Genomic DNA, 12,804 nt, shown 5'->3' on the forward strand with positions numbered 1-12,804 from the left:
GTCATCGACACCAGCGAATAGGCGCCCTCGATCGCGCGCAAGCTCTCGATGAAGCGGTCGATGAAGCGGGCGCGCTTCGACTGCGCCACCAGGTGCAGGATCACTTCGGTGTCGGTGGTGGATTGCATCATGGCGCCGTTGCGCACCAGCTCGCGGCGCAGGGTCAGCCCGTTGGTGAGGTTGCCGTTGTGGCCGACCGCGAAACCGCCGGCATTGAGCTCGGCGAACAGCGGCTGCACGTTGCGCAGGATGGTGGCGCCGGTCGTGGAGTAGCGCACATGGCCGACGGCGAGGCTGCCGGGGAGGCGCTCGATCACCTCGCGGCGGGAGAAGGTGTCGCCGACCAGGCCGAGCCGTCGCTCCGAGTGAAAGCGGGAGCCGTCGAAGGAGACGATGCCGGCGGCTTCCTGGCCGCGATGCTGCAAGGCGTGCAGCCCGAGCGCGGTGATGGCGGCGGCTTCCGGGTGGCCGAAGATGCCGAACACGCCGCATTCCTCGCGTAGCGTGTCGCCTTCCAGATCGTCCTGCAGCTCGATCGCCGCAGCGTCGAGCTTCTCGATCGCGGTGGGGTTCAGGTCAAGATGGTGGGCGGGATCGGAAGGGTTTTTCATCTCGTCCATCGCGCCTCTCTGTTGGCCTGGTATCAACGCCCGACTTTGTCGATCTGCTTTTTCAAGCCGTCGCGGGCAGCCTTGCTATAGCCGTCGGCCGGGGCCGGCGTCGCCGGCTCCGCGTCAGTCTGCTCATCGTCTGGTTTATTCTTCTTGAATCTCTTCAAGATGGTGTTCTCGGGGTCATCCGGCAAGAGCGACATCAGCCATTGGCCGGTTCCATCCAGCACGGTCCGGGACTTCGCCGCGGTGACCCAGTCCGGCCGCTGCTTGTCCGGAACCAGCCAGATGAAGAACTGATAGGCGACGACCAGGATCAAAAGCCCCCGCGCCAGCCCGAACAGGAATCCGAGGGTGCGATCCAGCGCCCCGATCCGGGAATCCAGGATCATGTCGGAGATTCGTACCGTGACGATGGAAACGACGATCAGGGTGCCGACGAACACGCCGGCGACCACGACGACCTGGGCGATGGTCTCGTTCTGGATATAGGTTTTCGCGGTCGGCAGCAGCTTGCCGAATGCATAGAGCGTGACCAGCGCCGCGGCGCCCCATGCCGCGATCGAGAGAATCTCCCGCATGAAACCGCGCACCAGCGCGAGCAGGCCGGAGATCAGCATCACCGCGAGCAGGATGAGATCGAGTATCGTTATCGGCATCGGCTGGTCAGGTCCGCTCGTAAGTCAAAACTGCGAATCGGCAACGTCGGTGCCACCCTAAGTGACGGTCATACCGGGCGCCCCGCAAGGCCGGAAATCGCTATTCCCACCCCGTGCGCGGGTTGTATAGCGGCGGGGGCAGGTGACGTCACGCCCGACTAGCCCTCCTGACGCCGGAATCTCGCCGGTGTGGCATTTTTCTCCACTGCCGTACTCTCCCGGCCCTCACGATTTCGTTCCTGATTGCTTCTGGGCGTGCCGCGGGCGGCGATATCCGCCACCAGGCTGGTCAATCCGCCGACGGTATTGAGCACCAGCCCGGCATCGCCGCCGACGTCGCCGCGCGCCGATTCGGGCAGCACGGCCCGGCCGAACCCGAGTTTGGCGGCCTCCTTGAGCCGGGCCGAGGTCTGCGCCACCGGCCGCACCGCGCCCGACAGCGAAACCTCGCCGAAATAGACCGCATCGGTCGGCAGCGGCGCATTGACCAGCGACGACACCAGAGCGGCGGCGGCGGCGAGGTCCGCGGCCGGCTCCTGGATCCGCAATCCCCCCGCGACATTCAGATAGACGTCGTAGCCGGACAGTTTTACCCCGCAATGGGCCTCCAGCACCGCCAGCACCATCGACAGCCGGCTCGGATCCCAGCCCACCACGGCCCGCCGCGGCGTGCCCAGCGTGGTCGGCGCCACCAGCGCCTGCAATTCCACCAGCACCGGACGGGTGCCTTCGATTCCCGCAAATACCGCCGTGCCCGGACTGCCCAGATCGCGCTCGGACAGGAACAGCTCGGACGGATTGGAGACCTCGCGCAGGCCGAGGCCGGTCATCTCGAACACGCCGATCTCGTCGGTCGGCCCGAACCGGTTCTTCGCCGCGCGAAGAATCCGGAATTGCTGCGAGCCTTCGCCCTCGAACGACAGCACCGCGTCAACCATGTGCTCGACCACGCGGGGGCCGGCGATCTGGCCGTCCTTTGTGACGTGGCCGACCAGGATGATGGTGGCGCCGGATTTCTTGGCGAACCTTATCAGCGCCTGCGCCGAGGCGCGCACCTGGGTCACCGTGCCCGGCGCGGATTCCACGGTGTCGGTCCACATGGTCTGGATCGAATCGATCACGATCAGCCGCGGCACCGTGCCCTCGGACAGCGTGGAGACGATATCCTCGACCGAGGTTTCCGCGGCCAGCTGCACCGGCGCATCGGCCAGGCCCAGCCGCTCGGCGCGCAACCGCACCTGCGCCACCGCTTCTTCGCCCGAAATGTAGACTACCCGATGGCCGGCCCGCGCCATCAGGGACGTCGCCTGCGTCAGCAGCGTCGATTTGCCGATACCGGGATCGCCGCCGACCAGCAGCACCGAGCCGCGCACAAAACCGCCGCCGGTGACCCGGTCGAGTTCGCCCATCCCGGAAGACAGGCGAGGGGCCTCTTGGCTCTTGCCGGTGATGGTTTCCAGCTGGAACAGCCGGCCCCGGCGTTTCGAGCGGATCGAAACCGGCATCGAGGTGGCCCCGGTGGTATCCTCCTCCGCCAGCGTGTTCCACTCGCCGCAGGACTCGCACTTGCCCTGCCAGCGATTGAACGCCGCGCCGCAGTTCTGGCAGACGAAGGAAAGGGTGTTCTTGGCCATGGGGTGAGGTGCGCCGGATTCGGGTGTTCTTATTTTGTTCTATAACCTATTAAGAATTGGTTCGCGACAGAAAACTCGCTTGTCGCTGTTGATGAAGGCACCTTCCGGGAGGAAAGGCGCGTAACCAAATCTAACCACTTTCCTGAGATTTTATCGGCACTTGAGGGAATTCCATGGCCGAAACATCGATTGAATGGACTGACGCAACTTGGAATCCAGTGGCCGGCTGCACCGTGCTCACCGCAGGCTGCACAAATTGCTATGCCATGCGGATGGCGGCTCGGCTTGAGGCAATGGGCACCGAAAAGTACCGCGGCCTCACCCGCAAAAGCGGTGGGCGGGCTGTCTGGACGGGCAAAATTCGAGTGGACGAGAAATCGCTCGATGTCCCGCGCGCTTGGTCCAAGCCACGCAAGGTTTTCGTCAACTCGATGTCCGACCTTTTTCATGATGATGTACCGATTGAATTCATCGCTCGGGTTTGGGACGTGATGAAGGACACGCCTCGGCATACCTATCAAATCCTCACGAAGCGCCCTGAGCGCATGGCCGAGGTTCTCGCCAAGCCTCCATTCAAAATTCTGTCGAACGTCTGGCTTGGCGCCAGCGTTGAAGACGATCGCGTTCTGTATCGGTTGAATGCAATTCGGCGGGTGCCGGCTGCGATCAGGTTCGTTTCGCTGGAGCCGCTGATCGGATCGGTGGCTCAGGGCGATCTGACCAGCATCGATTGGGCGATTGTCGGCGGTGAGAGCGGCCCGCGTGCCCGCGAGATGAAGCCAGAGTGGGTCGACGAGATTGAGGCGATGTGTCGCCGATCAGGGACGGCATTCTTCTTCAAGCAGTGGGGCGGCAAGAACAAGAAGGCGGCTGGTCGCCTGCTGCGCGGTCGCACCTATGATGAACTCCCTGCCTTGAGTATGTGATTGCCGATCTTCGTCGCCAAGCCTATCGCCTTCGGATCATCGTTCGATATGCACAGAAATAGTGAGAATCGTTGTGGTTTCTTATGCAAAGGCAGAGGTAACGGCTTAAGCACCGTAGCGAAAATTGTCTCCAGTCGAGACCGTGCATAGGCTTCCAGGCCGGCTACGTCTGCCGAACGGCGTCGCGGCTCTTCGGAGATTCCGTCAAACAAGTCCTCTCGCATTGTCTTAGGATAGAGCTCTTGCTCCCAAGCATCGGATCCAAACATTCGGGTAAGGGCGGCGCGCTTGTGCTCGTCGATGTTAGATAGTTCCCGCGTGGCCTGTCGATAAAGGCCTGCCAAAGAAAACAGAAACCAAACGTCAATTGCCTTGGTCGCGGCAACCTTCTCTAACGTGGACCATTCCAGTTGCATCCCGTAGGGATCAAGAAAGAGGACGGCTCTGGTAGATCGCCAACTATTGGCGGCGATGAGCGATTTCAGGGCATCGTTGGCGTCGTTCTTGATCACCACAATTCTTCGATTGAGATGGTTCGCAGCCAATTCCTGAAGCGCTTCAACGTATGAAGGCTTGCTCTCGATGAAAACAATAAAATCAAAGGGAGGCTTTACATCGACTGCGATTCTCGCTGACCCGCGTCGTTGTTCGATTCTTTCCGGCTCACCTGCGTCCAGGAGACCGGCCGCTCGTTCTTCATGGCGCACGGTGCGAGAACCAGTCCCGGCGAAGGCGTCTATGTACCAAAGTTCGTCGAATTTACCCCTAAGCGCGGTGGTGAAGAATTTTAGGTATTTTTCGACGATCGATAGCTTGAGCTCGGTGTGCTGGTCGCCGAACTCATGATCGATTGGCATCAACGCGCCTTTGCAATCTCAGAACAGGACGGTTCCGATGGTCCGCCAGACATTCCTGCGGTGGAGTTGTCAGGACGTGCTTCTGCAACTTCTTAGCTTCCACAGATCGCGCTGACAAGATGCAGCCCTCGGCCTACGGCGGCGCGATCATAGCCCGGCTGCCGTTTAGGCGGCATCCAACCGGGTCGCGAGCACCTTGTCGATACGCCTGCCGTCGAGATCGACAATCTCGAACCGCCAGCCGCCGGCCTCGATCTTGTCGCCGACGCCGGGAATGGTGCCGAACGCCTGCAGCAGGAAGCCGGCGGAGGTCTGATAGGGCCGCGAAGCCGGCAGCGCGATGCCGAGCAGATCGGCAAACCAGAGCGCCGGCATCCAGCCCGAGATCAGATAGGAGCCGTCGTCGCGTTTCACGAAGGCGGACTCCGGCGCGCCTTCTTCAGTGTGGAACGAGCCGACGATCGCCTCCAGAATATCCGCGCGGGTCACGACGCCCTGGAAGGTGCCGTATTCGTCGTGAATGAGACCCATGTGGACCGGCGAGTCACGCAGGATCGCGACGACATCCCGCGCATCGACGGTTTCGGGAATGATGGGTGCCTGGCGGATCAACCGGCTGATGTCCGGGGTCTGTCCCGACAGACAGGCGTCGAGCATATCCTTGGCGTTGACGATCCCGAGCACGTGGTCGCGGTCGCCGTCGAATACCGGGAAGTGGGAATGCGTGCTGCCTGCGATGGTCGTCGCCACCCCGGCCATCGGATCGCTGACGTCGATCATGCTGACTTCATGCCGCGGCGTCATCACCGCGCCGACCGGCAGGTCGCCGAGCCGCATCACGCCCGCGATCATTTCCTTTTCGCCGGGCTCCAGCACGCCGGCATTCTCGGCCTCAACGACGAGAGTTCGAATTTCCTCCTCGCTGACCCTCTCTTCCGCTTCGCCCCGCTGACCGAGCAGCCAAAGCAGCGCCTTGCCCGAGCGATCGAGCAACCACACCAGCGGCAGCGAAACCGTTGCCAGCAGCGTCATCGCCGGCGCTACCCTGACGGCCACCGCCTCGGGATCGCGCAGCGCGATCTGCTTCGGCACCAGTTCGCCGACGATCAGCGAAAAATAGGTGATCGCGCTGACGACGACACCGACGCCGATCGCATCCGCGAGTCCCTTCGACAGCCCGACTTCTGTCAGCCACGTGGCGAGACGCAACCCCAGCGTCGCGCCGGACAGGGCGCCCGAGAGCACGCCGATCAGGGTGATGCCGATCTGCACGGTGGAGAGAAACTTGCCGGGATCGGAGGCCAGCGCGAGCGCGCGGCGAGAACCGGGAACGCCCTTGGCGACTAGTCCGGCCAGCCGCGCCGGCCGCGAGGAAACGATGGCCAGCTCCGACATCGAGAGCAGGCCATTGACGACGATCAGGACCGCAACGATCCCGAGTTCCAGGTAGAGCACGCTTGCGCCTTCTTGAACGGGATCGCTGTAAACCGCTTGATCCCACAGGTTCCGCCCCGCCCCGCGGCTCGGCAGCAAGCCCGATATGGGGATTGCCAGCCGAACTTGCCAGAACCTGCGTGTCAGGCCTATGCGTTATTTGCGCGCGTCCAGATCGCGACGGGCTGCTCGATGCCGCGGACGGCGCAGGCCGGCTTCTCGACGAGGTGCATGAAATCGGTGTTCGCGCATTTGCCCTCCACGCGCGCCCGCTGCACCAGATCGTGGCTGGCCACCATCGCGCAGCCGAATTCGCGGGTGAGCGATTCCAGCCGGCTCGCCGCGTTGACCGTGGTGCCGATCACGGCGAATTCGAGCCGGTTCAATCCGATGTCGCCCAGCACGACCGGGCCGTAATGCAGGCCGAGGCTGAGCTGGATCGGCGGCTCGCCACGATGCTTTCGTTCGAGATTCAATTCGTCCATCGAGCCGATCATGGCCTGCGCGCAACGCAGCGCGTTGCCGGCGTCGCACTCCCCGGTGAAGGGCGTGCCGAATGTCGCCATCAGTCTGTCGCCGAGGTATTTGTCCAGCGTGCCGTCATGGCGGAAAACCTCGCGCTCCATCCGCTCGTGGAAGCGCCGCAGCGTGCCGATCACCTCGGTCGGGCTGCGGCCGTCGGAATAGGCGGTAAAGCCGACGATATCGGCGAACAGCACCGCGACATCCTGGGTTCGAACCTGTTTCAGCGGATCGTCGTTCTTCGAAAGCTCGGCGACGACGTTAGGCGAAAAGTAGCGCGCGAGGTTGGTGCGTTCGCGTTCGATCCCGGCATGGCTGACCAGCAGCGCATTGGAACGGCGCGCCGCCAATGCCAGGATCATGGCGACGAGCAGGAAAACGACGATTTGCTGAAACCGCCCGCCGAATCCGATCGCCGAGGGGTCGATGATCTCGAACAGCCTGATATCGGCGCCCGTGGCGGCGCGCACGCGCTCGGACAGCGCGGCATGGGTTTCGGGCTGCAGGTAAACCCAGGTGACGGCAGCCACCCACAGCGCCGATGTCCAGAAGCCCATCGCCACCACGGTGCGCCACGAATAGGCCATCGTCGCGGTGGCCAGGAAAATGAAGAAGTAGATGAAGCTGTCGAACCGGAACTGCATGGCCAGCGGCCAATCGACCGCGCTCCAGGGATTGGGCACGACGCTGAGGAAGGTCAGCAGCGCCAGATCGCAAAATATCAGAAACAGCTCCGCGCCCGACCGGCCGGCGGTCTTGCCGACCTTGAGCTGGGCCCAGCCGTTCAACGCGAACAAGCCGAGCATCACGACGTAGTAGGTCACTTCCCAGTTCGGATTGATGATCGGCAGGGTGACGGCGGTCACCGCCAGCGCCACCCAGCGCGCGCGGACCGCCAGCAGCAGGCCCTCACGCTTGCTGTCGGCAAGGGCCGCCTCCGCGAATCTCAGCGTGGCCTGAGCCTCGGTTCGTTCAACCGGCGCGCCGCGGGAATCGGGAATGTCGCTGGTATCCGCCAATACGCTCAAACCACTCACTCCTGATTTCGCATCGGGATCATGCCTCGATGAACGCGTTGAACAACATCGCACCCCCGGCCACCAGCATGATACCATCCATCACCAGCCGAAACACGTCCGGCTCGAGCCGCAATACAAAGCGCCTGGCGATGAAGGCGCCCGCCATCAGCGACGAACCGGCGATCAGGCCCTTCAGCGCGACATCGCCGGTCAGCGCGCCGAACTGCTGGAAGGTGAGGGATTTGCTGACATACAATCCGAGCGAACTTGCGGCTTCGGTGGCGAGGAACGCGCCTTTTGTCAGCCCATGGAACAGAAACAGCGGCACGCTCAGCGGCCCGGTCGACACCACGATGCCGGTGATGTAGCCGATCACGGCGCCGCCGATGGCGAGGTGCCAGAGCGACACTTTCAGCTGGTAGCGGGCGAGCCAGTGCCGCACCGGCACCATCGCGATCAGGAACAGCCCGATCGAAATATCAACCGCGTGCGGCGGCAGCACCAGCAGCGTGCGCGCGCCGAGTGCTGCGGCCGGTATGCCGGTCACGGAGTAGGCGGCGCAGGCGCGCCAGTCGACCTCGCGCCACCAGGCCATGATGCGGGAAAAATTGGCCATCACGGCGGCGACCGCCATGATCGGCACCGCTTGCTGCGGGCCGTATTGATAGGCCAGCACCGGCATCAGCATGATCGACGACCCCGTGCCGACGATGCCGGAGATGGTGCCGGCGGCGAGCCCGACCACGAGGACGAAGAGGAAAGTCAAGGGGTGGCTCCGCGACGAGGAGCGGCGTCTTCGCCGCATATCGAACCATGCGGCCCAAGCGTAGTCCGGATGGAGCGCAGCGCAATCCGGGATTGGCTCATCCGTATCGCGACCCCGGATTGCGCCATCGGGCGCGCATTCGCGCGACCGCTAGCTCCATCCGGGCTACGGCGTCTACGGATGCGGACCCCACGGCGCCGCAAGCAGGAGTTTTACCTCCTGCGTCATGACTATCGGGCGGAATTTGCCGGCGAAGTTCATGAAGTCAGGATTGGCGAACAGTAATTTCCAGGATTCGCGGCGATCGGCGTCGTCGTCGAATTTCCAGAGATGAACGATCTGGTTGATGGTGCCGACGTCGCTTTGAAAGTAGCCGATCAGCTTCTTGTCGTGCTCGCCCTTCACCATCGCCGGGAATCCGATCTCCTGGTACAGCTTCACGGCTTCGGACATCTTGCCGACGTAGAGGGTGTAGGTGCGCAGCTCATAGATAGCCATGGCGTGGTTCTCTCCTTGAAAAAATCGTGGGCTGACTGATTCATTAGAACCGAAAAGGCTCTGCGGGGCCACCCAACAAGAAAATCAGTGAAAATCAGAACACGAGGCGCCTAGCGCAGCACAATCCACGCCGGCGCGTGGTCGCTGGCGCCTTCCTCACCGCGCAGCTTGCGATCGACGCCGGCCTTCAGCAAACGCGGGGCCACCGCGGGGCTCAGCAGCAGGTGGTCAAGTCGCAAGCCGGCATCGCGCGGCCAGCGGTTGCGCTTGTAATCCCAGAAACTGAACATCGGCTTGTCCGGATGCAGTTCGCGGATCGCGTCGCACCAGCCTTGCGCCACCAGCTGTTTGAACGCGGCGCGGCTCTTCGGCTGGATCAGCGCGTCCTTGTCCCAGGATCGGGTCGGATAGATATCGAGCGGTGTCGGCGCGACGTTGTAGTCGCCCGCCAGCACCACCGGAATATCCTGTTTGATGAATTTCGCGGCGTGCAGCCGGAGCCGCCTGAACCAGTCGAGCTTGGTGTCGAATTTCGGCCCCGGCTGCGGATTGCCGTTCGGCAGATAGATGCTGGTGACGACGATGCCGTTGACGGCGGCCTCGATGTAACGCGCTTCGTGGTCCTCGGGATCGCCGGGCAGGGCGGTGCGGATCAGCACTGGATCGGCCTTGCGCGCCAGGATGGCGACGCCGTTCCAGGTTTTCTGGCCGCGCCACACCGCGCCACACCGCGCCGTAGCCGGCCTTGCCGATCGCATCGATGGGAAAGTCGGCGTCGGTGCACTTCAATTCCTGCAGCGCGACGGCGTCGGGTTTTGCCCGATGCAGCCAGCGCAGCAGGTTCGGCAGGCGGCGGTTGATATTGTTGATGTTGAAGGTGGCGACTTTCATGGCCCGACGAAATCGTCAGGCCGGTATCACGGGAGCCGGTTGAGGGGCGGCGGCCGTCGGGTCATCGGTCGCGGCGCCGCCCTTGTAGATCCGGGCATAGCGCGAACCGAGGCTGGTCAGCACTTCGTAGCCGATCGTGCCGAAATGGTGCGCGAGTTCGTCGACAGTGATGCCTTCGCCGATCAGCGTCACCATGTGGCCGCGCCGCACCGCGCTCTTGTCGAGGTCGGTGACGTCGATCGCCATCAGGTCCATCGAGATGCGGCCCGCGACCGGGCAGCGCTTGCCGGCCACCATCACCTCGGCGCCGCGGGTGCCGTCATTGCTGCTGCCGGCGCGGAAATAACCGTCGGCATAGCCGGCGGAAACGATGGCGAGCCGGGTTGGTCGCCGCGCGCTCCAGGTGCCGCCGTAGCCGACGCTGTCGCCCTTCTCGATATTGCGGATCTGCACGATGCGGGCCTTGACCTCGACCACCGGCTGCATCGGATTGTCGGCCTCCGGCGTCGGATTGACGCCGTAGAGCGCGCAACCGGGCCGCACCAGGTCGAACTGGAACGCGGCGCCGAGGAACAGGCCGGACGAATTCGACAGCGACGCCGGCACGCCGGAAAACAGGCTGGCGATCTCGCGGAAGGTGGCGAGCTGCCTGGCGTTGGTCGGATGGTTGAGGGTCTCGGCGCAGGCGAGGTGGCTCATAACCAGCGTGATGCCGTGATCGCCGGCGTTGATCCGGGGAATGATGCCCTGGGCTTCCACGATGGTCAGGCCGAGCCGGTTCATGCCGGTATCGATGTGAATGGCGGCGCCGCCGGCCCAGCCGGTGCGGCGGCAAAACACGTCCCATTCGGCGAGTTCGTTGAGGTCGCCGATCACAGGCCTGGCGTCGATTCTGGCGTAGGCCTCGCCGCTGTTCTGGAAAAAGCCGTCGAGCACATAGATCGCCGCCGTCGCCGGCACCGCCGCGCGGACCACGCGGGCTTCGTCGAGGGTTGCCACGAAAAACGTCTTGCAGCCGGCGCCGGCGAGCGCGCGCGCGATCTGTTCGGCGCCGCAGCCATAGGCGTTGGCCTTGACCACGCCGGCGCATTCGGCCGGCACCGCCAACTTCTCGAGCTTGCGCCAGTTGGCAATGATGGCGTCGAGATCGACGGTGAGGACAGCGGTGGCGGTCGCCAGCGCAGCCGCCTGGTTGGCTTCAGCCGAGAGGATGGAGCCGGGCGGAGCCAGCTTCGGGTCGGTGATAATGTTCATGCCGCACTTTACGCGCAGGCCTGCCGCGGTTCAACCGGGCAAGATTCGCCAGAAGCCGCGTCAGTAGGTCTGTGCCGTCAATTGGCCGTCGTCCGCCAAATTGCTGAACCGCGTGAATTGGCCCTCGAACTGCAATGGAACGGTGCCCGTCGGCCCATGGCGCTGCTTGGCGATAATGACTTCGGCCCTTCCGTGAGCATTATCCATTTCAATCTGCCACTTGCCATGTTCTTCCGTGCCGGGCTTTGGCTCCTTGTTCTGCAGATAATATTCCTCGCGGTAGACGAAGAGCACGACGTCGGCGTCCTGCTCGATCGAACCGGACTCGCGAAGGTCGGACAATTGCGGATGCTTGTCATCGCGGCTTTCGACCTGGCGCGACAGCTGCGACAGGGCGATGACCGGAATATTGAGTTCCTTCGCCAGCGCTTTCAGGCTGGTGGTGATCTCGGTGACTTCCTGCACCCGGTTGTCATTGCCGCGTTTGCCAGAGCCCTGCAGCAGCTGGATGTAGTCGACCACGATCAGATCGAGGCCCTTCTGCCGCTTCAGCCGGCGCGCGCGCGCGGTCAGTTGCGAAATCGAGAGGCCGCCGGTTTCGTCGACGAAGAGCGGGAGATGCTGAAGTTCGATCGTATAATCGCGAATGGTGTCGAATTCGCTTTGGCTGATGCCGCCACGCCGGATCAGACTCGACGAGATGCCGGTCTGTTCGGCGAGAATACGGGTGGCGAGCTGTTCGGCCGACATTTCGCAGGAGAAGAAACCGACGATGCCGCCATTGACGGATTTCATGGTGCCGTCGGCCTGCACCTGGGCTTCATGTGCCTTCGCCACATTGTAGGCGATATTGGTGGCGAGCGCGGTCTTGCCCATGCCGGGACGGCCGGCGACGATGATCAAGTCGGAACGTTGCAACCCGCCCATCTTGGCGTCGAGGTCGCGCAGCCCCGTTGCCGTGCCCGACAGCTTTCCGTCGCGCTGATAGGCGTTCGCCGCCATATCCAGCGCGACCTTCATCGCCTGCGCGAAGCCCTGGAAGCCGCCGTCGTAGCGGCCGGATTCGGCCAGTTCGTACAGCCTGCGCTCGGCGTCCTCGATCTGCGCCCGCGGCGCAAAATCCACCGGCGCATCGTAGGCGACATTGACCATGTCCTCGCCGATCCGGATCAGGTCGCGGCGCAGCGCCAGTTCGTAGATCGTCCGCCCGTAATCCTGGGCGTTGATGATGGTGGTGGCTTCGGCGGCGAGCCGGGCGAGGTACTGGCCGACCGTCATGCCGCCGAGATCGGTCTCGGCCGGCACGAAGGTCTTCAGCGTCACCGGGGTGGCGACCTTGCCCATCCGGATCAGGCTGCCGGCGGTCTCGTAGATGGTCTGATGGATCGGCTCGAGAAAGTGCTTCGGCTCCAGAAAGTCCGAAACCCGATAAAACGCGTCGTTGTTGACCAGGATCGCGCCCAGCAGGCTCTGTTCGGCCTCGATATTATGCGGTGCGCTCCGATAGGCCGGAGTTCCCGGATCGGGCGCGAGCTTGAGGACGTTCGAATCAGTCAGGGCCATCGTTGGATTGTTCTTTGGATTGGGGTGGTTTTAGGGATTGGGGCGGTTCCAGGAATCGGAAGCGGACGCGACTAAAGCGCCAGTCCGGCCGACAGTGGAAGCCACTTCAATTCTTATGCACGGTTCTGATATTTTTTGGTGGATGAAGCCTGACCCGGACGCATTCCGCT

The 12,804-nt window shown here is 63.3% G+C and carries 11 protein-coding genes and 1 pseudogene; 1 reads left to right on the top strand and 11 read right to left on the bottom strand.

Going from position 1 to position 12,804, the window contains the following annotated elements:
- The 3 genes from Q7T45_RS23670 to radA all read right to left on the bottom strand — a co-directional run.
- The coding region (locus Q7T45_RS23670; RefSeq protein ID WP_304874123.1) for an amidophosphoribosyltransferase at positions 1-611 on the bottom strand (611 nt) is incomplete at its 3' end.
- 32 nt (positions 612-643) lie between these two features.
- Complete coding sequence (locus Q7T45_RS23675) at positions 644-1,270, bottom strand: CvpA family protein (RefSeq protein WP_304874039.1); 627 nt, start codon at positions 1,268-1,270, stop codon at positions 644-646.
- A gap of 158 nt (positions 1,271-1,428) precedes the next feature.
- The gene (gene radA / locus Q7T45_RS23680) at positions 1,429-2,904 is read right to left on the bottom strand and encodes a DNA repair protein RadA (protein ID WP_304874041.1); all 1,476 of its coding nucleotides are present in this window, start codon (positions 2,902-2,904) and stop codon (positions 1,429-1,431) included.
- 173 nt (positions 2,905-3,077) lie between these two features.
- On the opposite strand from radA, the gene Q7T45_RS23685 reads away from it, so the two are divergent.
- Positions 3,078-3,830 (top strand): DUF5131 family protein, encoded by a 753-nt coding sequence (locus Q7T45_RS23685; RefSeq protein WP_304874042.1) that lies wholly within the window; start codon positions 3,078-3,080, stop codon positions 3,828-3,830.
- On the opposite strand, the gene tcmP is transcribed toward Q7T45_RS23685, so the two are convergent.
- From tcmP to Q7T45_RS23725, 8 genes and pseudogenes are all read right to left on the bottom strand, one after another.
- Positions 3,800-4,687: a three-Cys-motif partner protein TcmP gene (tcmP, locus tag Q7T45_RS23690; RefSeq protein ID WP_304874043.1), complete on the bottom strand. Its 888-nt coding sequence runs from the start codon at positions 4,685-4,687 to the stop codon at positions 3,800-3,802. The genes Q7T45_RS23685 and tcmP overlap by 31 nt on opposite strands.
- A 165-nt stretch (positions 4,688-4,852) precedes the next feature.
- The gene (locus Q7T45_RS23695) at positions 4,853-6,142 is read right to left on the bottom strand and encodes a hemolysin family protein (RefSeq protein WP_304874045.1); all 1,290 of its coding nucleotides are present in this window, start codon (positions 6,140-6,142) and stop codon (positions 4,853-4,855) included.
- Positions 6,143-6,270: 128 nt separating this feature from the next.
- Positions 6,271-7,671, bottom strand: coding sequence for an adenylate/guanylate cyclase domain-containing protein (locus Q7T45_RS23700; protein WP_304874047.1), 1,401 nt, complete (start codon positions 7,669-7,671; stop codon positions 6,271-6,273).
- Positions 7,672-7,699: 28 nt separating this feature from the next.
- The gene (locus Q7T45_RS23705) at positions 7,700-8,428 is read right to left on the bottom strand and encodes a sulfite exporter TauE/SafE family protein (RefSeq protein ID WP_304874049.1); all 729 of its coding nucleotides are present in this window, start codon (positions 8,426-8,428) and stop codon (positions 7,700-7,702) included.
- A 174-nt stretch (positions 8,429-8,602) separates the two neighbouring features.
- Positions 8,603-8,926: an NIPSNAP family protein gene (locus tag Q7T45_RS23710; protein WP_304874052.1), complete on the bottom strand. Its 324-nt coding sequence runs from the start codon at positions 8,924-8,926 to the stop codon at positions 8,603-8,605.
- A 110-nt stretch (positions 8,927-9,036) separates the two neighbouring features.
- Positions 9,037-9,754, bottom strand: a pseudogene (locus Q7T45_RS23715) (exodeoxyribonuclease III).
- Between the two features lie 78 nt (positions 9,755-9,832).
- Positions 9,833-11,071, bottom strand: a complete 1,239-nt coding sequence (gene alr, locus Q7T45_RS23720) for an alanine racemase (protein ID WP_304874053.1) — start codon at positions 11,069-11,071, stop codon at positions 9,833-9,835.
- A gap of 60 nt (positions 11,072-11,131) precedes the next feature.
- A complete protein-coding gene (locus Q7T45_RS23725) occupies positions 11,132-12,634 on the bottom strand; it encodes a replicative DNA helicase (protein WP_304874055.1) in 1,503 nt (500 codons plus the stop codon).
- Between the last annotated feature and the right edge of the window lie 170 nt (positions 12,635-12,804).

It is taken from the genome of Bradyrhizobium sp., from assembly GCF_030646015.1.
Classification (GTDB): domain Bacteria; phylum Pseudomonadota; class Alphaproteobacteria; order Rhizobiales; family Xanthobacteraceae; genus Bradyrhizobium.